Annotated in this window: 18 protein-coding genes; 13 read left to right on the forward strand and 5 right to left on the reverse strand. The window is 68.8% G+C overall.

The window, feature by feature from the left end; all coding sequences use genetic code 11:
* Positions 1 to 71: 71 nt before the first annotated feature.
* The 3 genes from OVA17_RS14805 (at position 72) to OVA17_RS14815 (ending at position 3,275) form a co-directional block, all read left to right on the forward strand.
* Positions 72 to 998: a PAC2 family protein gene (locus tag OVA17_RS14805; protein WP_210075029.1), complete on the forward strand. Its 927-nt coding sequence runs from the start codon at positions 72 to 74 to the stop codon at positions 996 to 998.
* A gap of 259 nt (positions 999 to 1,257) precedes the next feature.
* Positions 1,258 to 2,580 (forward strand): RNA polymerase sigma factor, encoded by a 1,323-nt coding sequence (locus OVA17_RS14810; protein ID WP_210075030.1) that lies wholly within the window; start codon positions 1,258 to 1,260, stop codon positions 2,578 to 2,580.
* Positions 2,577 to 3,275 carry a coenzyme F420-0:L-glutamate ligase gene (locus OVA17_RS14815; protein WP_210075033.1) on the forward strand — a complete coding sequence of 233 codons (699 nt, stop codon included), beginning with the start codon at positions 2,577 to 2,579 and terminating at the stop codon, positions 3,273 to 3,275. Before OVA17_RS14810 ends, OVA17_RS14815 begins: the two co-directional genes overlap by 4 nt.
* A gap of 174 nt (positions 3,276 to 3,449) precedes the next feature.
* On the opposite strand, the gene OVA17_RS14820 is transcribed toward OVA17_RS14815, so the two are convergent.
* Positions 3,450 to 4,472 carry a sugar-transfer associated ATP-grasp domain-containing protein gene (locus tag OVA17_RS14820; protein WP_210075035.1) on the reverse strand — a complete coding sequence of 341 codons (1,023 nt, stop codon included), beginning with the start codon at positions 4,470 to 4,472 and terminating at the stop codon, positions 3,450 to 3,452.
* A 44-nt stretch (positions 4,473 to 4,516) separates the two neighbouring features.
* Here OVA17_RS14820 and OVA17_RS14825 point away from each other — a divergent pair, with 44 nt between their 5' ends.
* Together OVA17_RS14825 and OVA17_RS14830 are read left to right on the forward strand one after the other, a co-directional pair.
* Positions 4,517 to 5,167, forward strand: coding sequence for an alanine racemase C-terminal domain-containing protein (locus OVA17_RS14825; protein ID WP_267787251.1), 651 nt, complete (start codon positions 4,517 to 4,519; stop codon positions 5,165 to 5,167).
* Entirely contained in the window at positions 5,164 to 6,207 is a 1,044-nt protein-coding gene (locus OVA17_RS14830) for an alanine racemase (RefSeq protein ID WP_267787252.1), read from the forward strand. Before OVA17_RS14825 ends, OVA17_RS14830 begins: the two co-directional genes overlap by 4 nt.
* A gap of 58 nt (positions 6,208 to 6,265) precedes the next feature.
* Here OVA17_RS14830 and OVA17_RS14835 read toward each other — a convergent pair whose 3' ends face one another.
* Positions 6,266 to 6,487: a DUF7455 domain-containing protein gene (locus tag OVA17_RS14835; RefSeq protein WP_115918381.1), complete on the reverse strand. Its 222-nt coding sequence runs from the start codon at positions 6,485 to 6,487 to the stop codon at positions 6,266 to 6,268.
* 165 nt (positions 6,488 to 6,652) lie between these two features.
* Here OVA17_RS14835 and OVA17_RS14840 point away from each other — a divergent pair, with 165 nt between their 5' ends.
* Positions 6,653 to 8,722, forward strand: a complete 2,070-nt coding sequence (locus OVA17_RS14840; protein ID WP_420712423.1) for a DNA gyrase/topoisomerase IV subunit B — start codon at positions 6,653 to 6,655, stop codon at positions 8,720 to 8,722.
* Between the two features lie 288 nt (positions 8,723 to 9,010).
* Here the strand turns inward: OVA17_RS14840 and OVA17_RS14845 are convergent, their stop codons facing one another.
* Positions 9,011 to 11,476: a DNA gyrase/topoisomerase IV subunit A gene (locus tag OVA17_RS14845; RefSeq protein WP_267787253.1), complete on the reverse strand. Its 2,466-nt coding sequence runs from the start codon at positions 11,474 to 11,476 to the stop codon at positions 9,011 to 9,013.
* A 71-nt stretch (positions 11,477 to 11,547) separates the two neighbouring features.
* Between OVA17_RS14845 and OVA17_RS14850 the strand changes: the two genes are divergently transcribed.
* Positions 11,548 to 12,675, forward strand: a complete 1,128-nt coding sequence (locus tag OVA17_RS14850; RefSeq protein WP_267787254.1) for an alkaline phosphatase family protein — start codon at positions 11,548 to 11,550, stop codon at positions 12,673 to 12,675.
* A gap of 89 nt (positions 12,676 to 12,764) precedes the next feature.
* Here OVA17_RS14850 and sepH read toward each other — a convergent pair whose 3' ends face one another.
* The gene (gene sepH / locus OVA17_RS14855) at positions 12,765 to 13,793 is read right to left on the reverse strand and encodes a septation protein SepH (RefSeq protein WP_210075045.1); all 1,029 of its coding nucleotides are present in this window, start codon (positions 13,791 to 13,793) and stop codon (positions 12,765 to 12,767) included.
* Positions 13,794 to 14,014: 221 nt separating this feature from the next.
* Between sepH and OVA17_RS14860 the strand changes: the two genes are divergently transcribed.
* Positions 14,015 to 14,308, forward strand: a complete 294-nt coding sequence (locus tag OVA17_RS14860) for a DUF4193 domain-containing protein (RefSeq protein ID WP_055837222.1) — start codon at positions 14,015 to 14,017, stop codon at positions 14,306 to 14,308.
* On the opposite strand, the gene OVA17_RS14865 is transcribed toward OVA17_RS14860, so the two are convergent.
* Entirely contained in the window at positions 14,283 to 14,774 is a 492-nt protein-coding gene (locus tag OVA17_RS14865; RefSeq protein ID WP_210075047.1) for a DUF3093 domain-containing protein, read from the reverse strand. The genes OVA17_RS14860 and OVA17_RS14865 overlap by 26 nt on opposite strands.
* Positions 14,775 to 14,786: 12 nt before the next feature.
* On the opposite strand from OVA17_RS14865, the gene dut reads away from it, so the two are divergent.
* The 5 genes from dut (at position 14,787) to dxs (ending at position 21,720) form a co-directional block, all read left to right on the forward strand.
* Positions 14,787 to 15,242: a dUTP diphosphatase gene (gene dut / locus OVA17_RS14870; protein ID WP_267787255.1), complete on the forward strand. Its 456-nt coding sequence runs from the start codon at positions 14,787 to 14,789 to the stop codon at positions 15,240 to 15,242.
* Positions 15,239 to 15,877: a DUF3710 domain-containing protein gene (locus OVA17_RS14875; protein ID WP_267787256.1), complete on the forward strand. Its 639-nt coding sequence runs from the start codon at positions 15,239 to 15,241 to the stop codon at positions 15,875 to 15,877. The genes dut and OVA17_RS14875 overlap by 4 nt, the downstream gene beginning before the upstream one ends.
* The gene (locus OVA17_RS14880; protein ID WP_267787257.1) at positions 15,874 to 16,629 is read left to right on the forward strand and encodes a DUF3159 domain-containing protein; all 756 of its coding nucleotides are present in this window, start codon (positions 15,874 to 15,876) and stop codon (positions 16,627 to 16,629) included. The genes OVA17_RS14875 and OVA17_RS14880 overlap by 4 nt, the downstream gene beginning before the upstream one ends.
* Positions 16,630 to 16,762: 133 nt before the next feature.
* A complete protein-coding gene (acnA, locus tag OVA17_RS14885) occupies positions 16,763 to 19,603 on the forward strand; it encodes an aconitate hydratase AcnA (RefSeq protein ID WP_324289899.1) in 2,841 nt (946 codons plus the stop codon).
* A 167-nt stretch (positions 19,604 to 19,770) separates the two neighbouring features.
* A complete protein-coding gene (gene dxs, locus OVA17_RS14890; protein WP_267787259.1) occupies positions 19,771 to 21,720 on the forward strand; it encodes a 1-deoxy-D-xylulose-5-phosphate synthase in 1,950 nt (649 codons plus the stop codon).
* Positions 21,721 to 21,763: the final 43 nt, after the last annotated feature.

Here is a 21,763-nt window from a genome sequence, read left to right on the forward strand (position 1 = left end):
GGTTCGAGCGTGTTCGCTAGGAGCGGGACGCACCGCGACCGACGCATCCGGCACGCTCGTAGAGTGGAGACATGCGTTCCTCCGCCCCGCTGTACGACCGCGCCCCCGCGGCGCCACCCGTGCCGTCGGGCCTGCCGCTCGTGATCGCACTGACCGGTTTCACGGATGCCGGTGGGGCGGTGACCCGACTGGTCGAGTACTTCCGCAACGACGTGCAGCCCAACGCCCTCTTCGTCTTCGACAACGACTCGCTTCTGGACTACCGCGCGCGTCGCCCGGCGATCACCTTCGTCGAAGACCACCTCACCGACTTCCGTCCGGCGCGCCTCGAGCTCTCGCTCGCGCACGACTCACTCGGACAGCCGTTCCTCCTTCTTGCGGGGTACGAGCCCGACTTCCTCTGGGAAGCGTTCGCCGAAACCGTTCTCGAGCTGTCGGCGGGTCTGCAGGTGTCGTCGATCACCTGGGTGCACGCCATCCCCATGCCGGTGCCGCACACGCGCCCCATCGGCACCACCGTCAGCGGGACGCGCCCCGACCTCGCCGAGGCGCACTCCGTCTGGCGTCCGCACACGCAGGTCCCCTCGACCGCGGGCCATCTGCTCGAGTACCGCTTCGCGGAAGCCGGCGCCAAGGTCGCTGGTTTCGCGCTCCTCGTTCCGCACTATCTCGGTGATACCGAGTACCCCGCTGCGGCCCTCGCCGCCCTCGACAGCCTTACGGTCGCAACCGGTCTGGTGTTCGCAGGCGAAGTGCTCCGCGAAGAGAACCGCGAATTTCTCGGCAAGGTGACCGAGCAGGTCGAGGCGAGCGACGAGCTGACCCGCATGCTGGAGAACCTCGAGGAGCGCTACGACGCCTACATGGCGGGCTCCACGCAGGCCACCCCGATCATCCACACGGGCGATCTCCCCAGCGCCGACGAACTGGCCGCCGAGCTGGAGCGCTTCCTCGCCACCCGGCCCGGCGACGACGATCGCCGCGGCAAGCTCGGCTGAGATCGGTCCTGCACCGCACGTTCCCGGTTGCCGAGAAGAAGGCATCCGGGAATGCCTTCCTGCTCGCGGACGTTGTCTACGCATAGATCCCAGGCCCACGTCAAGTCCCGGTCCGGGAATGTGAGACAATGAAGAACCTGACCCGTTGTCAACCGGACCAGGAGCCCCCGCTCCTCGGTTCGGGACTTGACAAGGGTCTTACTAGTGTCCGAGAACGACCGGTGGCCGTGCAGCGTGCGTTCCCGGTGAAAGGCGAAACGTGGCAGACACGACAACCAAGACCCGCTCCCGGAGTGCGAAGGACACCGAACTCGAGAACTCCGAGGAGACCGTGACGGCGTCGAAGACGACGACCGCCAAGAAGGCCCCCGCGAAGAAGGCTCCGGCCAAGGCCAAGGCGGCCCCCGCCAAGGCGAAGACGAAGGCCAAGAAGGACGACGACCTCGAAGAAGACGAGGAAGACGTCGAAGTGGGCGATGTCGAGATCGACGACGCCGACGACAGCGACGACTCCGACGACGCGGCCAAGACAGACGCGAAGAAGTCCGACGACGACGACGAGGACGAGACCCCGGCGGCGCCCGCCGAGGCCCTCCCCACCGGCGCGATCGTCATCTCGTCGAGCGACGAGGACGACGTCCCCGTCTACTCCGCGCAGATCACGGGCGCGACCGCCGACCCGGTCAAGGACTACCTGAAGCAGATCGGCAAGGTTCCGCTGCTGAACGCGGCCGAAGAGGTCGAGCTCGCCATGCGCATCGAGGCGGGTCTGTTCGCCGAAGAGAAGCTGTCGAACATGACCGCGGCCGAGAAGACGAGCCAACTCGGTCTCGATCTGCAGTGGGTCGCCCGTGACGGTCAGCGTGCTAAGAGCCACCTGCTCGGCGCCAACCTCCGCCTGGTCGTCTCGCTCGCCAAGCGCTACACCGGTCGCGGCATGCAGTTCCTCGACCTGATCCAGGAAGGCAACCTGGGCCTCATCCGTGCCGTCGAGAAGTTCGACTACACCAAGGGCTTCAAGTTCTCGACCTACGCCACCTGGTGGATCCGTCAGGCGATCACGCGTGCCATGGCCGACCAGGCCCGTACCATCCGTATCCCCGTGCACATGGTCGAGGTCATCAACAAGCTGGCTCGCGTTCAGCGCCAGATGCTGCAGGACCTCGGTCGCGAACCCACTCCGGAAGAACTGTCGCGCGAACTCGACATGACCCCCGAGAAGGTCATCGAGGTTCAGAAGTACGGCCGCGAGCCCATCTCCCTGCACACCCCTCTCGGCGAGGACGGCGACAGCGAGTTCGGTGACCTCATCGAGGACACCGAGGCTGTCGTCCCGGCCGACGCGGTGGGCTTCACCATGCTGCAGCGCCAGCTCGAGTCGCTCCTCGACTCGCTCAGCGAGCGCGAGGCGGGCGTGATCCGCATGCGCTTCGGCCTCGGCGACGGTCAGCCCAAGACCCTCGACCAGATCGGCGACACGTTCGGCGTCACGCGCGAGCGTATCCGTCAGATCGAGTCGAAGACGATGGCGAAGCTGCGTCACCCGAGCCGTTCGCAGTCGCTTCGGGACTACCTCGAATGAGCGCGGAGGCCAACGCCGGCAAGGCGCTCACCGTCACCGTCGAGGGCACCTCGTACGCTCGCATCCCGATCCGCACGCGGGTCGTCATGCCGGGTGACGACCTCGACGCCTTCATCCTCGAGTACGCGAAGGATGCCGTGCAGCCGGGCGACCTGCTGTTCGTCACCGAGAAGATCGTCGCCATCACGCAGGGTCGTTCGTTCAAACTCGACACCATCAAGCCCCGAAAGCTGGCTCTGTTCCTGTCGAAGTACGTCACTCGCACGCCGTACGGCATCGGTCTCGGCATGCCCGAGACCATGGAGATGGCCCTGCGCGAATGCGGAACGCCCCGCATCCTGTTCGCCGCCGCCGTCTCGGCCGTGACCAAGGCGATGGGTCGCAAGGGCGACTTCTACCGCATCGCCGGCGACAAGGCGCGCGCGATCGACGGCCCCACCAAGGGCACGATCCCGCCGTACAACCAGGCCGTCGTCCTCGGCCCTGAGCGTCCTCGCGAGGTCGCCGCGCGCCTGAAGTCGCTGCTCGGCGGTGACCTGCAGGTTGCCGTGGTCGACATCAACGACCTCGGTGGCAACATCCTCGGCTCCACGATGGACAAGGCCGGCGAGAAGCGTCTCGTCGCAATCCTGAAGGACAACCCGCTCGGCCAGGGACACGAGTCCACGCCGCTGGGTATCGTCCGCCACAGCTGAGACCATCCGACGAGAAGGCCCGCTCCCGTTCCGGGGAGCGGGCCTTCTCGCTATCCGGATGCCGCGGGGCACGCGGCGAAGACGGCGACCGCCCACGCGCGCCGGGCACCGAGTCCAGGGCCCACGCGAAAGGCCCGCCCCCGACGCGGGAAGCGGGCCTTCGTACGCGCGGGGTCAGAACCCGATGGCGGCCTGGTAGCGCGGCTTGTGGCCGGTGCGGATTCCGGTGACGCTCGGCTTGTTCTCGTACACGCCGGCGCCCCAGTTGCCCTCGACGAGCACGGGTCCGTCGGGGCCGACGACGATGTCCCAGCCGACGTACTGCACCTGGGGCACGACGCGCGCGACCCGGTCGACGAACGCCTTCACGTCGTCGATCATCGGCAGCTGGAAGTCGGCGATGCGCGCTCCCGAGTCGGGGTGCAGCTCGTGCACATGCCCGTGCGAGTCGTAGCCGGCGCCGAGGGCGTGGCCGTTCTCGTCGAGCATCGTGTAGAAGCCGCCGAAAGTCATCTGGTCGCTGACCGCTCCGCGGCCGAACTTCTGCGCCATCGCGAGGATGTGCGTCTTGTCTCCATCGAAGAAGGCCGTGACGCGCGTGGTGTTGACCGTGCCGGGGCAGACGGCCGCGAGGTCGTCGTGCTGGCGGATGACCTCTTCGACGAGGATCTCGCCGCGCTCGAGCAGCCCGCGGTGGAACTGCTCCCAGTCCTCGACCTCGGCCGCGTGGTAGCGGTGCACGCCGGTTCCGGCCTGACCGACCGGCTCCTTCGTGACGATGGTGCCGAGACGCTCGGTGAAGGCGCGCAGCTCGTCGGCGTTGTCTGCGTCGACCACCATCCACTCGCGGCGGAGGAACTCGCTGAACGTGCGGTCGAACTCGACCTTGTCCTGGAAGAGGCCGCGGTAGTCGGGGTGGTCGTACTTCTGCGAGATCTGGTTCGACACCGGATGCGTCATGTAGGTGGCGCGCTCGGCGGGGGTGAGGATCGCGAAGTCGTAGTCGATGTAGTCCTGGAAGCCGACGTTCTTCACACCCGCTTGGAACAGCATGTCGGCGACGACGAGCGGCAGGGCCTTGCCGTGCTGGGCCGAGGCTTCTTTGGCGCGTTCGACGACGGATCCGACGTCGATGCGGCGGGCGCGTCCGGCGAGGTAGCGAAGGCGCGTGACGGGGGAGAAACCCTGCTGAGGCATGTGGCTCCGGGGTCGGGGAAGGAGGACCCCGTTAGTCTAAAGGGGTGACCTCCACGCTCCCTGCCCGCTTGCCCGCGGCCGGGGGAGTGGCGCCCGTGGCGCTCGTCTCGGAGTCCGCCCTGCGTCAGAACGCCCCGCTCGCCCTCGCGGCCGGCACCGGCTCACGCGCCGACGACGTCTTCGCCGCCGATGCCTGGGGCCACGGCGCGGAGTGGGTGGCATCCGTGCTCTCGGATCTCGGGATGGATGCCGCACCCCTCGACGCCGCGGTCCTGTTCGGCCTGCCCGGCTCGCACGCTCGCCCCGTGCTGTCGCTGCGCGGTCGAGCGCTCGGGACCAAGCCCCTGCTGCGCGGCGAGGGCGTCTCGTACGGGTACACCCACCGAGCGCCCCTCGACACCACCGTCGCCCTGGTGACCGGCGGCTACGCCCAGGGCGTCGTGCGATCCCTGGGCAACGCGGTCTCGGTCTCGATCGAGGGCCGACGTCATCGCATCGTCGGGCGCGTCGCCATGGACGTCTGCGTCGTCGACGTCGAAGACGCCGTCGTGCCGCGCGGCTCCGAGGTGGTCTTCTTCGGCGACCCTGCCGCGGGTCACCCCTCGCTGCAGGAGTGGACGGATGCCACCGGCCTCACCCCAGCCGAGATCGTCGCCGTCGTGGGTGTCCGCGCGGATCGGAGGGTGACCGCGTGAGCGCCGTCTACCGCGTCGACCTCGACGCTCTCGCCCGGAATCTCCGCCGCGTGCGCGAGGCCGTCGCCCCCGCCACTGCCATGCTCGTCGTCAAGGACGACGCCTACGCCCACGGGCTCGAACCGATCGTGAGGCGTGCCGTCGAAGAGGGCGTTCGCTGGATCGGCGCCTTCGACGTGGTCACCGGAACCGAGGTCCGCCGCATCGCCGGATCCGACGTCCGCATCTTCGTGTGGCTCATCGGCGGGAGCGACGACCTCGCCGCGGGCGTCGATGCCGACCTCGACCTCGGTATCGGCGACGAAGCGCTGCTCGACGATCTCGCGGGTCTTCGCCTCGAGCGCCCCGCACGCGTGCACCTCAAGATCGACACGGGCCTGCACCGAAACGGGATCCGTCCCGAGCGGTGGAACGCCGCACTCGCGCAGACCGCCGCGCTGGTCGCCGACGGCCGCGCCGTGTTCGAGGGCATCTGGTCCCACATCTCGGAAGCCTCGGATGCCGATGACGACGACGCCCGTGCGGTGTTCTTGGCGGCGCGGGAGACCGCGCGCGCCGCAGGGCTCGATCCCCGCTTCTCACATCTGGCCGCCAGTGCGGCAGGTTTCGCCCGGGGGGAGTTCCGGGAGGATCTGGTGCGCGTCGGGGCGTTCTCGTACGGCATCCGTCCCGCCGGCGGACCCAGCGAGGTCGAGCTGGGCATCGAGGCGATCAGCCGCCTCACCGCCACGGTGACCGCCGTCGACGCCGCGGGCGTCCACCTCGACGTCGGAAGCCTGCACGGGCTGCCGAGCGCCCTCGGCGGACGTTTCGACGCGCCCACGCCGGACGGGCCTCGCCGCGTCGAGGCCATCACCCCGACCGAGACGGTGCTCGCCCCGTGGGCGGGCGCCGCTCCCGGTGACGAGATCGTGCTGTTCGGCTCGGGCGCCCTCTACGGCGTCACCGACCTCGCCGAACTCATCGACACGATCGGCGAAGAGATCGCGTTGCGCGTGTCTCCCACCGTGCCGAGGTCCTATCTCACCGATCGAGCCTGACACGCGAAACGGGCCCCGACGCACGAGGTGCGCGGGGCCCGTTTTCGATGACGTGGTCTTACTCGGCGGCGTTCAGTCGCGCCGTCTCGTCGTGCCACGAGGTGGCGACGCTGCGGAGCTTCTCTTCGTACTTGCGGCCGTGGTGCGCACAGAACAGCAGCTCGCTGCCGTTGACCGTTGCGGCGATGTACGCCTGTGCGCCGCAGGAGTCGCAGCGATCCGCCGCCGTCAGGCGGTGGTCGAGGACGGCTGACGCTTCGGGTGCAGTCGTGGTGGTCATGTCGGGTGCCCTCCTCAGGTGGTCGTGGGCGAGTCTCCATATACAACCACGCGGATGTTTCCCCTATGCCGCGGCTTGATCACATTTCGCTGTGCGCGTACGGTGACCCGACCCGCCTGTGTGTCTGGCAGTGGATGTCGGTGGCCCCGATTACGCTCAGAGATCGTGACGTCCGAGTACTCCGCCCATCATCTGCAGGTCCTCGAGGGCCTCGAAGCCGTGCGCAAGCGCCCGGGCATGTACATCGGGTCCACCGACTCCCGCGGTCTCATGCACTGCCTGTGGGAGATCATCGACAACTCCGTCGACGAAGCCCTCGGCGGACACGGCTCGCGCATCGACATCGTGCTGCACGCCGACGGCAGCGTCGAGGTGCGCGACCGCGCCCGCGGCATCCCGGTCGACGTCGAGCCCCGCACCGGCCTGACCGGTGTCGAGGTGGTCTTCACCAAGCTTCACGCGGGCGGCAAGTTCGGCGGCGGCTCGTACGCTGCCTCCGGCGGTCTGCACGGCGTCGGCGCCTCGGTCGTGAACGCGCTGTCCGAGCGACTCGACGTCGAGGTCGACCGCGGCGGCAAGACGTACGCGATGTCGTTCCACCGCGGCGAGCCCGGTCTGTTCGCCGGGGACACCCCCGACTCCACGTTCACGCCGTTCGAACGCAGCAGCGAGCTGCGCGTGATCGGCAAAGCGCCGCGCGGTGTCACCGGCACGCGCATCCGTTACTGGGCCGACCGACAGATCTTCACCAAAGACGCCGCCTTCGGCCTCGATGAACTCGTGCAGCGCGTGCGCCAGACCGCGTTCCTCGTGCCGGGACTCGAGATCGTCGTGCAGGACCAACGGGGCGAGGAGCGCGTCGAGACCAGCTACCGCTTCGACGGCGGGATCTCGGAGTTCGCGGAGTTCCTCGCACCCGACGCCGCCGTCACCGACACCTGGCGTCTCACCGGCACCGGTACCTTCACCGAGACCGTCCCCGTGCTGCAGCCCGGCGGATCGATGATCCCCACCGAGGTCGAGCGCGAGTGCGAGGTCGACATCGCGGTGCGCTGGGGCACCGGCTACGACACGACGACCCGCTCGTTCGTCAACATCATCGCCACCCCCAAGGGCGGCACGCACCAGCAGGGCTTCGAGCAGGGCCTGATGAAGGTGCTGCGTTCGCAGGTCGAGCAGAACGCCCGAAAGCTCAAGGTCGGCAACGACAAGATCGAGAAGGACGACCTGCTCGCCGGCCTCACCGCCGTCATGACCGTGCGCCTTCCCGAGCCGCAGTTCGAAGGCCAGACCAAAGAGATCCTCGGCACTCCCGCGGTTCGGCAGATCGTGGCATCCGTCGTTCAGAAAGAACTGTCGGCCCGCTTCGCCTCGCCCAAGCGCGACGACAAGGCGCAGACCGCTCAGCTGCTCGAGAAGATCGTCTCCGAGATGAAGGCGCGCATCTCGGCGCGCACCCACAAAGAGACCCAGCGTCGAAAGAACGCCCTCGAGTCCTCCTCGCTTCCCGCGAAACTCGTCGACTGCCGTTCCAACGACGTCAACGACTCCGAGCTGTTCATCGTCGAGGGCGACTCCGCCCTCGGCACGGCGAAGCTCGCCCGCAACAGCGAGTTCCAAGCGCTCCTGCCCATCCGCGGCAAGATCCTCAACACGCAGAAGGCCTCGATCAGCGACATGCTGTCGAACGCCGAGTGCGCCTCGATCATCCAGGTGATCGGCGCGGGCTCAGGTCGATCGTTCGATCTCGACGCGGCCCGCTACGGCAAGATCATCCTGATGAGCGACGCCGACGTCGACGGCGCGCACATCCGCACGCTGCTGCTGACGTTGTTCTTCCGGTACATGCGCCCGCTCGTCGAGGAGGGCCGGGTCTTCGCCGCCGTACCACCGCTGCACCGCGTGATCGTCATGAACCCGGGCACCAAGCCCAACGAGACGATCTACACCTACAGCGAGCAGGAGCTCCACACCCTGCTCACCAAGCTCAAGCGCGGCAACAAGCGTTGGCAAGAGCCGGTGCAGCGGTACAAGGGCCTCGGCGAGATGGATGCCGATCAACTCGCGACGACGACCATGGATCGCGGCGGCCGCATGCTGCGCCGCGTTCGCGTGCAGGACATGGAGGCCGCGGCATCCGTCTTCGATCTGCTCATGGGCAGCGACGTCGCCCCGCGCCGCGAGTTCATCATCGACTCGAGCGACCGCCTCGCGCGCGAGCGCATCGACGTCTGACGCCCTTTTCGTCGACGCCCCGCTCGGGTGCGCCTCTGTGCCGGACCGTCGGGCGGACTCGGGGCTCGACACGCCGCCCCTGCCGCCCCTGCCCGCGCGCGCCACCGACGAACTCCGCACGACGGCTCCTCGCCACACCCAGAGAGGGCGCTCCCACCGCCGGCCCGAAAGGTACCGTCGGGCGGACTCTCACCCCGACACGCCGCCCCAGCCACCCCTGCCCCGGGGCGCCAACGATCAACTCCGCACGACGGCACACAAGGCGAGCCGACGGGGGAGCAGCCGGGCTCAGCGGACGACGGTCCCGATCGCGCCGATGACGGCTTCGAGCGGCTGGCCCGAGGCGTCGCGCTTCGCGCCCGACTCGGGCAGGGCCCGCACCGAACCATCGGTGCCGACGGCGCGCGGGTCGGAGCCGACCCAGGCGAGCACGAGGGCGTCCTCGCCGCGGAGCAGACGCTGCGCACGCACGCCACCGGTAGCGCGGCCCTTCGCGGGGAACTCGGTGAACGCCGACACCTTCGCGCTGCCCGCGTCGGTGCCCGGGAGCGCGGCAGACGAGCCGGCGACGGTGACCACGACGGCATCGAAGGCGGAGGCGCCCACCACGGCGAACGAGATCACGCGCGCGCCGTCGGAGAGACGGATGCCGGCCATACCTCCCGCGGACCGTCCCTGCGGTCGCACCGACGAGGCCTCGAAACGCAGGAGCTGCGCGTCGCTCGCGACGAAGACGAGCTCGGCGTTGTCGCCCGCGGGGGCGGCGCCGACGACGCGGTCGCCGTCGCGGAGCGAGATGATCTCGATCTCGTCCTTCGAGCCCAGCTCGGTCGCGGCGACGCGCTTGACCACCCCCTGCTCGGTGCCCAGGGCGATCGTGGGGGAGTCGACCAGCGGGACGAGGGCGACGACCTTCTCGCCCTTCGCCAGCGCCAGATACTGCTCCACCTTGGTTCCGGCGGCGACCTGCACCGAGTTGGCCGGCACCGAGGGAAGGTCGACCGGGGAGAAGCGCACGAGGCGCCCGGCCGAGGTGACCGCCGCGATGTCACCACGGGTGGTCGTGTCGACCGAGGAGCGGATCGCGTCGTGCTTGGACCGACGCGCGGGCGGGACCACGCCGCCGGCGGGGGCGTCGGCCACGAGCTCGGCGCGGACCATGCGGCCGGTGGCCGAGAGATACACACGGCACGGTGCGTCCGCGATCTGCAGGTCCGCGGCGGCGGCGGCCTTCGCCGACCGGGGCTGCACGGGTCCGCCGTTGAGCAGCATGGTGCGCCGCGGGGTGCCGTGCGCCTCGGCCGCGGCATCGAGTTCTCTGGCCACCTGCTGGCGCAGGAGCGTCTCGCTTCCGAGCAGTTCGACGAGCTGGGCGATCTCGGCGTTCAACTGATCGCGCTCGGCCTCGAGCTCGATGCGCGAGAACTTCGTCAGCCGGCGCAGGCGCAGTTCGAGGATGTACTCGGCCTGCGGGTGCGAGAGGTCGAACACCTCCTGCAGCTTGGTGCGCGCCTGCTCGCCGTCGTCGGAGGAGCGGATGACCTGGATGACCTCGTCGATGTCGAGGATCGCGATGAGTAGACCCTCGACGAGGTGCAGACGCTCCCGTTTGCGGGCCAATCGGTACTCGCTGCGTCGCGTGACGACACGAATGCGGTGATCGATGTAGACGCGCAGCATCTCGCGCAGACCGAGTGTCTGCGGCTGCCCGTCGACGAGCGCGACGTTGTTGATGCCGAACGAGTCCTCGAGCGGGGTCAGCCGGTACAACTGCTCGAGCACGGCTTTCGGGTCGAATCCGGTCTTGATCCCGATGACGAGGCGCAGACCGTTGTTGCGGTCGGTGAGGTCGGTGACGTCGGCGATGCCCGTGAGCTTCTTCGCCTGCACGGCGTCTTTGATCTTCTCGATCACGCGCTCGGGGCCGACGAGATACGGCAGCTCGGTGATCACGATGCCGGTGCGACGCGGACCGAGCGACTCGATCGACGCCTTCGCGCGCGTGCGGAACGTTCCGCGGCCGTTCGTGTAGGCATCTTTGATGCCGTCGAGGCCGACGATGATTCCGCCCGAGGGCAGGTCGGGGCCGGGGACGAACTCCATGAGCTCTTCGACCGTGGCCTCGGGGTGCTGCAGCAGGTGGATGGCTGCGGCGACGACCTCGATGAGGTTGTGCGGCGCCATGTTCGTGGCCATGCCGACCGCGATGCCCGTCGCCCCGTTCACGAGGAGGTTCGGGAACGCCGCCGGAAGAACCTCGGGCTGCTGGAACTGTCCGTCGTAGTTGGGGATGAAGTCGACGACGTCCTCGTCGAGGTTCTCGGTCAGCGCCAGCGCCGCTGCCGCCAAGCGCGCCTCGGTGTAACGCGGGGCGGCGGGCCCGTCGTCGAGCGAGCCGAAGTTGCCGTGGCCGTCGACCAGGGGAACCCGCAACGAGAAGTACTGCGCCAGCCGGACGAGAGCGTCGTAGATCGGCGCGTCGCCGTGGGGGTGCAGCTTTCCCATGACCTCGCCCACGACCCGCGCACTCTTGACGTGGCCGCGGTCGGGCCGAAGGCCCATCTCCGCCATCTGGTAGAGGATGCGGCGCTGCACCGGCTTGAGTCCGTCGCGCGCATCGGGCAGGGCGCGCGAGTAGATGACCGAGTAGGCGTACTCGAGGAACGACCCCTGCATCTCGGTCGAGACATCGACGTCTTCGATGCGCTCGACGACGGACGAGTTCGAGGGAGAGGAGGAACGGGAATCGGGCATAGATACGGCCTCGGGTCGGGCGGGCGTCGCGTCTCGACGGGGATCTGGACTCCTGTGGAAGACTGGGTCCGATGTCACTCAGCCTACCGGCGGACCCGCCGCGCTCTCGGAGCCTCACCGGTGTGGTGCCCCAGTCGATCGCCGCCCTGAGGGGCGAGTCGGAGTGGTTCGCTCACGCCCGCAGCGCCATCGTCATGCTCGTGGACGGGCTCGGCGCACACAACCTGGCGGCCCGGCGCGGCCACGCACGGTTCCTGGGCTCGGTGGGCGGTCGCAAGGACGTCGCACGCACGGTGTTCCCCTCGACCACGGCCGCGGCGCTCACGAGCCTGCTCACCGGCGCGGAGCCCGGCAGCCACGGCATCGTGGGCTACCGCACCCGCATTCCCGGCACCGACATCGCGGCCAATCAGCTGCACGGGTGGGAGACCGACAGCCTCGACCCGCTCACCTGGCAGAGACGCACTCCGCTTTTCGCCCTGCGCGCCGACGCCGGGCTCCGCAGCTTCGTCGTCTCACGACCGAGCTATACCGGCACCGGCTTCACCGAGGCGACGCTGCGCGGGGCGGAGTTCGCCTCGTCCGACGACATCGACGAGCGCGTACGCCTGGCGGCCGATCTGGCCGCACGGCATCCGGGATCTCTGACCTACCTGTACGCCCCCGAGCTCGATACCGCGGGTCATCGGGACGGGTGGGAATCCGACCGATGGACCGACGCCCTCGAGCGGGTGGATGCCGCGGCCCGCCGCCTCGCCGAGTCCATCGACCAGCGCACGGGCGTCGTCGTCACGGCCGATCACGGCATGGTCGACGTCCCCGCCCACAAGCACGTCCTGCTCCGAGAGGGGGACCCGTTGCTCGAGGGCGTCGCTCTCATCGGCGGCGAGCCCCGAATGCTCCACCTGTACACCCATGCGGGGCGAGCGGATGCCGTGGCCGCGCTGTGGCGGGAGACCGAGGCGGCACGGGCCTGGGTGCTCACGCGCGAAGAGGCCATCGCGGCCGGCCTCTTCGGCGACGTCGACGCCGAGGTCCGCCCGCGCATCGGGGACGTGCTCGTCGCCGCGCGCGGACGTTTCGCGTACTACGACGACCGCGAGCCCGACAAGCGCCCGCAGCGCATGGTGGGCCAGCACGGCTCGCTCACCGACGAAGAGCGCACGGTGCCGCTCCTCCGTCTGGGCGCGTTCGCCTGAGCACAGCCCTAAGGCCGGGGTGTCGGCATCCGTCTCGGGCGGACCCGGATCGGGCGACCGAGGAACCGGCCAAGAAAGTCGATCCCTCGTCAGCTCTCGTCGGAACGAGCGCCGAAGACGATCTCGTCCCACGACGGCATCGACGGTCGCCCCTTCGCGCGGCGACCGTTGTCGGCCTGGGGACGCTCGGGTTCACTCGGCGTCTCTTCGCTCTCGTCGACGTAGCCCGGCTCGACGGCGTCGAACAGGGCGACCGGCGGGCTCGAGGGACGCGGCTCCGGCTCGGCGACCTCGGAGGCACCGGGCAGCGGCTCGCGCTGACCCCGACGGCGACGGAGCGCCTCGAGCAGGTCGGCGGTCTCGGCCGAGGTGACGGGCGCATCGGGTGCACGCTTGATGGCGGCAGCCTGAACGGCGGTGGCGACGGGACCGGTGGCCTCCACACCCGGCTCGTCATCGATGTCGATGCGGCGAGGCCCGAACGCTCCGCTGTCGAAACGGGAGTCGTCCTTCGAGACGTTGTCGAGGGCGCGGAGACGGGGGATGAGCCCCTCGGGAAGCGAGCCCTGGCGCGACAACTGGATGGCGTCCGAGTTCTGCGGCGAGAGGACGCTGCGACGCGGGTCGAAGCTCCAGCGCGCGTCGTGGTCGATGCCGTTGGCGGTGAACTCCAGCTTCACGGACCAGCCCGAGCTCTCTTTCCAGCTCGTCCAACGCTCCGCGGACGCACCGGCCTCGGCGAGCTTGGCACGCACGGCCGCCCCGAAGGTGATGGGGGAGTCGTGCTCGAGGGTGCCGCCCAGCAGCACCGGCACGGCGAGGGCTTGAGCCACGACGTGCTCGCGCTCGGCGAGGACGGGACCCTCGAAACGTTCCACGTCTTCGACGCGGGCGTTCAGAAGCGTCGCCACCTCACGAGCCGACATGCCGGCGCGAATGTGCGCCTGGATTTCTCGGGGGCTCGGGCGCGGGGCACGGTCGTCGTCCTCACGGTCCCGACGCGCACGGCGCGCTTCAGCGCGCAGCACCTCATCGAGCGCGAGGGCGAAGCGTTCGCCCGCCTGCGTCGCCACGACGAGGACGTCATCTTCGGTTCCGATGACTTTGAGCTGTTCCATACGAAACACCCCTCCGATCTGCGGTCAGCGTTCATGCTGTCACGCGTGCCGCCCGCAACCGGGAATATCGCGGGCGCGCCGCGAGTTTCCCGTCAGGCCTGACACGCTCGCCCCTCTCGGAGCATTTGCTTATCGAGGACGGGTCATGCAAACTATGGCCGCCCGATCGGGCACCCGATGGGGCATAGCACCACGAAATCCGGAAGTAGAGACCTGCACGCATGGCAACCGATTACGACGCACCGCGCAAGACCGAGGACGACAGCGAGTCGATCGAGGCCCTCAAAGAGCGCGTGCCCGACAAGGCGTCGGGGTCGATCGACAACGAGGATGCCGATAACCCCTCGGGCTTCGAACTGCCCGGCGCCGACCTCTCCGACATCGAGCTCGATGTCGTCGTGCTTCCCGCTCAGGAAGACGAGTTCACCTGCATGAACTGCTTCCTCGTGAAGCACCGTTCCCAGATCGCCGAAGAGAGCGGCCCCGGCTTCATCTGCCTGGAGTGCGCAGCCTGACCTGAGCACGCTGGATCGCCGCGACCAGGCGATCCGGCGTGCGGGTGGACACCACCCACGACGGGGTCGGGTCGTCGGGATCGGTCACGGGAACCGTGACGATGCCGTCGATACCGCCGCGGATCACGTGCCAGGCCCGGTGGTCGAGACCACTCCCACGGGCGGTACGAGCCTCTTCGGCGACAACGCCGACGGGCGCACCCAGGAGGTCGACCGGGATGTGCGCGCGTCCCGCCCGCAGTTCGCCGTCACGGATCTCGATCACGGGGGCGATCGCCAGCAGACCCGACACGATCCCCACCGACACCACGAGCCCGATGAACAGAGCCAGGGTCGTGTCGAGCGGCGAGAAGACGACCGCCGCCATCGGACCGCACACGGCTGCGGCGACCAGCGCCCACAGCGACGGGCTGAGACGCTCTCGATACTCGGCTGCGGTGCGGATGCCGCACCCCCTCTTCTGCATTACCCTCGTGGGGTGACCGAAACGGTGGACGTCCTCATTGTCGCATCCGAGCCTCCGGTCTTCGCCCACCCCGGCGACGCCGGAGCCGACCTGACCGCCGCCGAGGCGGTTCGACTGGAACCCGGGCGCCGCGCCCTCGTCTCGACGGGGGTGCGCATCGCGCTTCCCGAGGGGTATGCCGCGTTCGTCGTGCCGCGCAGCGGCCTGGCCGCCAAGCACGGCATCACGATCGTGAACGCGCCGGGGACGATCGACGCCGGTTACCGCGGCGAGATCAAGGTCGCCCTTTTGAACACCGACCTCGACGAGGTCTATGACATCGCGGTCGGAGACCGCATCGCCCAGCTCATCGTGATGCCCGTCCCGACCGTGCGTTTCGTCCCCGTCGACGAACTGCCCGACAGCGTGCGCGGTCAAGGCGGCTTCGGATCGAGCGGATACCAGACTCTGCAAGGGAGCACCCGATGACCGACGACGAGTCGCAGACCACGCCCGAGACCACCGAAGACGATCAGTCCGGCGCCGAGGCGGTGCCGGCGACCAAGAGCGCCCCGGTCGACCGCGAGAGCGCGGGCCCGTTCGACGAGGCCGAGGCCAACCCCGTGCGCCCCTACATCGACCTGGGCGGGATCAAGATCCTGCCGCGCGAGGGCCTGAACCTCCGCCTCGAGGTCGAGGAGCAGACCAAGCGCATCGTGGCCGTCGGCCTCGACTACGCCGACTCGACCCTGCAGGTGCAGCCGTTCGCCGCTCCGCGCTCGAGCGGCCTGTGGGAAGAGACGCGCGACCAGATCCGCCAGCAGGTCAAGCAGCAGGGCGGCCGCGTCGAAGAGCGCGAGGGCCCCCTCGGTCCCGAGCTCCTCGCCGAGGTCCCCGTCGCCGCGGCGGACGGCGCGAGCAAGCGTCTCGCTCGGTTCGTGGGCGTCGACGGACCCCGCTGGTTCCTGCGCGGCGTCGTCGGGGGAGCGGCCACCAGTGATGTCGAGGCCGCCGCCGCTGTCGAAGACCTCTTCCGTTCGATCGTCGTGGTCCGCGGATCCTCGCCGATGCCGCCGCGCGATCTCATCCCGCTCCGGATGCCGTCGAGCCCCGGAACGGCATGAGCGACGATTCCACCCGCCCGGCGCGAGAAGACGACCGCGTCCCCCTCGACCCGCCCTCCGCGGCGGAGAGCGTGAGTGCGGCTCTCGGTAACGCCGCGCGTCGCGCAGGCCTCGACCCGGCCAAGCACACCTCGACCGGCGCCGCCGTGTGGTCGGCGATGGGCGGGGTGCGCGGCATCCTGGAATCCGTCCTGCCCTCGCTCGCGTTCGTCGTGCTGTTCACGATCACGATCGACCCCGAGACGCGCCAGGGAAACCTGTGGTTGAGCCTGGGCGTCTCGGTCGGGCTGGCCGTCGCCTTCACGCTCGCGAGACTCATCGCCAAGTCACCGCCGAGCGCTGCGATCGGCGGGCTGCTCGCGACGGCGGGAGCAGCCGTGCTGTCGCTGGTGACCGGGCGCGGTCAAGACAACTTCGTGCCGGGGTTCTTCACCAACGGCGCATACGGGACGGCGTTCCTGGTGTCGGCGCTGATCGGCTGGCCGCTGATCGGCCTGGTGGCGGGCTACCTGCTCGGCGAAGGCACCCGCTGGCGCGCCGATCGCCGCAAGCGCCGCGCCTACACGTGGCTCTCGATCGCGTGGGCGGCCCTGTTCGCCGCGCGTCTCGCGGTGCAGCTGCCGCTGTACTTCGCGGGAGACGTGACGGCGCTGGGGACGCTCAAGATCGTCATGGGCCTGCCGTTGTTCGCGCCGATGCTGGCGGTGACGTGGCTCGTCGTCCGCGCCCTCCACCCTCGTCGAGAGTCCTGATATTATCTTGACATCAAGATAAATCCGCTGCCTCGGGCGGTTAGGTCGACCTTCCTGGAATCGACCTCTCCCCGCGGGGAAGATGGAGAAATGCGGGCCGACGCCTGCGCATTCGCCGACGAAGGAGACGATCGTGTCCACGGTTGACAGCTTCGGTGCCAAGAGCACCCTGACGGTCGGCAGCACCGACTACGAGATCTTCCGCATCGACACGGTCGCCGGTCACGAGAAGCTCCCGTTCAGCCTCAAGGTGCTGCTCGAGAACCTTCTGCGTACCGAGGACGGCGCCAACGTCACCAAGGAGCAGATCGAGGCGCTCGGCTCGTGGGACCCCACGGCCGAGCCCGACACCGAGATCCAGTTCACCCCGGCGCGCGTGGTCATGCAGGACTTCACCGGTGTGCCCTGCATCGTCGACCTCGCCACCATGCGCGAGGCCGTCACCGCCCTCGGCGGCGACCCGAACAAGATCAATCCGCTCTCGCCCGCCGAGATGGTCATCGACCACTCGGTCATCGCCGACCTGTTCGGTAGCGAGAACGCCCTCGAGCGCAACGTCGAGATCGAGTACGAGCGCAACGGCGAGCGGTACCAGTTCCTTCGCTGGGGCCAGTCGGCCTTCGACGACTTCAAGGTCGTCCCCCCGGGAACCGGCATCGTGCACCAGGTCAACATCGAGCACCTCGCCAAGGTCATCTACGACCGCTCCGTCGACGGCGTGCTGCGCGCGTACCCCGACACCTGTGTCGGCACCGACTCGCACACCACCATGGTCAACGGCCTGGGCGTTCTCGGTTGGGGCGTCGGCGGCATCGAAGCCGAGGCGGCCATGCTCGGCCAGCCCGTGTCGATGCTCATCCCGCGCGTCGTCGGCTTCAAGCTCAGCGGTGAGATCCCCGCGGGCGTGACCGCGACCGACGTCGTGCTCACGATCACCGACATGCTGCGCAAGCACGGCGTCGTCGGAAAGTTCGTGGAGTTCTACGGCGAGGGTGTGGCCTCGGTTCCGCTCGCCAACCGCGCCACCATTGGAAACATGAGCCCCGAGTTCGGCTCCACCGCCGCGATGTTCCCCATCGACGACGTCACGCTCGAGTACCTGCGTCTGACCGGTCGCGACGAGCAGACCGTCGCCCTGGTCGAGGCGTACGCCAAAGAGCAGAAGCTCTGGCACGACGCCGACCGAGAGCTGGCCTTCAGCGAGTACATGGAGCTCGACCTGTCGACGGTCGTCCCCTCGATCGCCGGCCCCAAGCGCCCGCAGGACCGCATCCTCCTCTCCGAGGCGAAGTCGCAGTTCGAGAAGGACATCCTCAACTACGCCGGCGGCGCGACCTCGGACTCCGTCGTCGACCTCGAGGTCGACGGCACGTTCCCGGCCTCGGACCCCGGTTCGGTCCCCGGCGAAGAGCACGAGCACGTCACCGAGACCGAGGTGCTCGTCTCGTCGGGTCACCCCGCGAACGCCTCCAACCCGGTGCGCGTCACCACGCCGGAGGGCCAGTCGTACCTGCTCGACAATGGCGCGGTCACTCTGGCAGCCATCACCTCTTGCACGAACACCTCGAACCCCTCGGTCATGATCGCGGCCGGCCTCCTCGCCAAGAACGCCGTCGACAAGGGCCTCAAGCGCAAGCCCTGGGTCAAGACCACGCTCGGCCCGGGCTCGAAGGTCGTCACCGACTACTACGAGAAGTCCGGTCTCGACAAGGCACTCGAGGGCCTCGACTTCTACACCGTCGGCTACGGCTGCACGATCTGCATCGGCAACTCGGGTCCGCTCATCGAAGAGGTCTCCGAGGCCATCAACGAGAACGACCTCGCCGTCACGGCCGTCCTCTCGGGCAACCGCAACTTCGAGGGTCGCATCAGCCCCGATGTGAAGATGAACTACCTGGCCTCGCCGCCGCTGGTGGTCGCCTACGCCCTCGCCGGCTCGATGAACTTCGACTTCGAGACCGACGCCCTCGGCAAGGACCAGAACGGCGAAGACGTCTTCCTCAAGGACATCTGGCCCGCCCCCGACCAGGTGCAGACGATCATCGACGCATCGATCTCGCGCGAGCAGTTCATCCAGCAGTACGCCACCGTGTTCGAGGGCGACGAGCGTTGGAAGAACCTGCCCACCCCGACCGGCCCGGTCTTCGAGTGGGATGCCGACTCGACCTACGTGCGCAAGGCCCCCTACTTCGACGGCATGACCATGCAGCCGGATGCCGTGCGCGACATCACCGGTGCGCGCGTGATGGCGACGCTCGGCGACTCGGTCACCACCGACCACATCAGCCCGGCCGGAAACATCAAGGCGGGCACCCCCGCTGCGCAGTACCTCATGGAGCACGGCGTCGCGCAGAAGGACTTCAACTCGTACGGCTCGCGCCGTGGCAACCACGAAGTCATGATCCGCGGTACCTTCGCCAACATCCGCCTGAAGAACGAGCTCACCGCGGCCGTCAACGACGGCACGGTGGTCGAGGGTGGTTACACCCGCGACTTCACCCAGGAGGGCGGCCCGAAGTCTTACATCTTCGACGCGAGCCAGAACTACCAGCAGCAGGGCACCCCGCTGGTGATCTTCGGCGGCAAGGAGTACGGCTCCGGCTCTTCGCGTGACTGGGCGGCCAAGGGCACGAACCTGCTGGGCGTCAAGGCCGTCATCACCGAGAGCTTCGAGCGCATCCACCGCTCGAACCTCATCGGCATGGGCGTCGTTCCGCTGCAGTTCCCGGCCGGCGAGAGCTGGAAGTCGCTGGGCCTCGACGGCACCGAGATCGTCTCGATCGAGGGCCTCGAGCAGCTCAACGAGGGTGTGACGCCGAAGACGGTCAAGGTCACCGCCGAGCCGAGCGAGTTCTCGTCCGAGGGCAAGCAGACCGTGACGTTCGACGCCGTGGTCCGCATCGACACCCCCGGTGAGGCCGACTACTACCGCAACGGCGGAATCCTGCAGTACGTGCTGCGTTCGCTGGTCTGACCCGCAGGCGAAGTGCCCCGGAAGCCTCGCGCTTTCGGGGCACTTCGCTTTCCGCAGAGACCACGTGGACGCGATCCGCGCAAGCCGTTGCCGGGCCCGTTCACCCCTCGGAGACTAGAATCGACCCGTACGCGCGGACCCCGCGCGCATCGCACGAGAGGAGTCTTATGGCTCTCCTACCCGGCATTCACGGTCCCCGTGACCTCGACGGGCTGACCCCCGACCAGCTACGGCAGCTGGCCGCAGAAGTCCGCTCCTTCCTCGTCGAGAACGTCTCCCGCACGGGCGGACACCTCGGACCGAACCTCGGCGTCGTCGAACTGACGATCGCTCTGCACAAGGTCTTCGACTCGCCGTCCGACCCGATCATCTTCGACACCGGGCACCAGTCCTACGTGCACAAGATGCTCACCGGGCGTCAGGATTTCACGGCCCTGCGTTCGCGCGGCGGCCTCGCGGGCTACCCGCAGCGCTCCGAGAGCGCTCACGATGTCGTCGAGTCGTCGCACGCCTCGAGCTCCCTCAGCTGGGCGGACGGCGTCTCGCGCGCCTTCAGTCGCACCGGTCGCCGCGACCGCCACGTCGTCGCCGTCGTCGGCGACGGCGCACTCACGGGCGGAATGACCTGGGAAGCACTGAACAACATCAGCGACGACAACGAGCGCAACCTCGTCATCGTCGTGAACGACAACGGTCGGTCCTACGCGCCGACCATCGGCGGCATGGCGCGCTACCTCAACCGTGTGCGCACGAACGACGCCTACCGCACGCTGCACCGCGGGTCCGACACGCTCTTCCGGCGCCTCGGCCCGGCTGCCCGCGCCGTCTATCGCGGCGTGCGCGGCGGCACCCACGGCTTCCTGTCGCGTTTCACCAACAACGAGGCGCTGTACAGCAACCTCGACATCAAGTACCTCGGCCCCATCGACGGACACGACTTCGAGTCCCTCATCGAGACGCTCGAGCTCGCCAAGTCGTACGGTGCGCCCGTCATCGTCCACGCCATCACCGACAAGGGCAGCGGCTACGCGCCGGCGATGAGCGACGAGGCCGACCAGTTCCACGCCGTCGGCAAGATCGACCCCCTCACGGGTGAGGCTCTCGGCGCGGCCGGCGGTCTCCAGTGGACCGACGTGTTCGCCGAAGAACTGGTGAAGGTCGGAGCCGAGCGCGACGACGTCATCGCCATGACCGCCGCGATGCTGCGTCCGACCGGGCTGCAGAAGTTCGCCGAGCGCTTCCCCGAGCGGGTGTACGACGTGGGCATCGCGGAGCAGCACGCCGTGGCATCCGCCGCCGGTCTCGCCTTCGGCGGTCTGCACCCGGTCGTCGCGATCTACGCGACGTTCATGAATCGCGCGTTCGACCAGGTCATGATGGACGTCGCCCTGCACAAGGCCGGCGTCACCTTCGTGCTCGACCGCGCCGGGGTCACCGGTCCCGACGGCCCGAGCCATCACGGCATCTGGGATCTCGCGATGCTGCAGCTCGTTCCCGGCATCCGGATCGCGGCTCCTCGCGATGCCGCGCGGCTTCGCGAGGAGTTCCGCGAGGCCACGGCGATCGAGGATGCCCCCACGGTCGTGCGCTACCCCAAGGGCAAGGTCAACGACGACGTCGAGGCCACCGAACGCCTGCACGACGGCGTCGACGTCCTGAGCCGCGGCACGAGCGAAGACGTGCTGCTCGTCGGCATCGGTCCGATGGTGCACCTCGCCCTCGAGGTCGCGGAGCGCCTCAAGGCGCAGGGAATCGGGGCGACGGTGATCGACCCGCGCTGGGCGATCCCCGTGCAGCCCTCCGTCATCGAGCTCGCCCGCGCGCACCGCCTGGTGATCACGATCGAAGACGGCATCCGCGTCGGCGGCGTCGGCACACGCGTGCGCCAGGTGCTGCGCGAAGCCGGGGTCGACACGGCCGTCGACGAGCTCGGGATCCCCGACGAGTTCATCGATCACGCCACGCGCGAGCAGATCCTCGAGGATGCCGGCCTCACCGCCGCCAAGATCGCCCACGATGTCGTGGCCCAGGTGCTCGGCACACGGATCCCCATGGCACGGCAGACGCCGACCGGCTCGATCCCCACGATCGAGGCATGGGAGAACTCGCGCCCCTAAGGCGATAGCACCATCGGGACCGGGCCGGGATGCCGTTATCCCG

The sequence above is a fragment of the Microbacterium sp. SL75 genome, assembly GCF_026625865.1.
GTDB lineage: Bacteria > Actinomycetota > Actinomycetes > Actinomycetales > Microbacteriaceae > Microbacterium.

Coding starts and splice junctions, on each gene's coding strand:
- OVA17_RS14875 (WP_267787256.1), top strand. CDS start 15,239: ATGACCGACGACGAGTCGCAGACCACGCCCGAGACCACCGAAGACGAT.
- OVA17_RS14805 (WP_210075029.1), top strand. CDS start 72: ATGCGTTCCTCCGCCCCGCTGTACGACCGCGCCCCCGCGGCGCCACCC.
- OVA17_RS14845 (WP_267787253.1), bottom strand. CDS start 11,476: ATGCCCGATTCCCGTTCCTCCTCTCCCTCGAACTCGTCCGTCGTCGAG.
- OVA17_RS14850 (WP_267787254.1), top strand. CDS start 11,548: ATGTCACTCAGCCTACCGGCGGACCCGCCGCGCTCTCGGAGCCTCACC.
- sepH (WP_210075045.1), bottom strand. CDS start 13,793: ATGGAACAGCTCAAAGTCATCGGAACCGAAGATGACGTCCTCGTCGTG.
- OVA17_RS14835 (WP_115918381.1), bottom strand. CDS start 6,487: ATGACCACCACGACTGCACCCGAAGCGTCAGCCGTCCTCGACCACCGC.
- OVA17_RS14820 (WP_210075035.1), bottom strand. CDS start 4,472: ATGCCTCAGCAGGGTTTCTCCCCCGTCACGCGCCTTCGCTACCTCGCC.
- OVA17_RS14860 (WP_055837222.1), top strand. CDS start 14,015: ATGGCAACCGATTACGACGCACCGCGCAAGACCGAGGACGACAGCGAG.
- dxs (WP_267787259.1), top strand. CDS start 19,771: ATGGCTCTCCTACCCGGCATTCACGGTCCCCGTGACCTCGACGGGCTG.
- OVA17_RS14880 (WP_267787257.1), top strand. CDS start 15,874: ATGAGCGACGATTCCACCCGCCCGGCGCGAGAAGACGACCGCGTCCCC.
- OVA17_RS14815 (WP_210075033.1), top strand. CDS start 2,577: ATGAGCGCGGAGGCCAACGCCGGCAAGGCGCTCACCGTCACCGTCGAG.
- OVA17_RS14865 (WP_210075047.1), bottom strand. CDS start 14,774: ATGCAGAAGAGGGGGTGCGGCATCCGCACCGCAGCCGAGTATCGAGAG.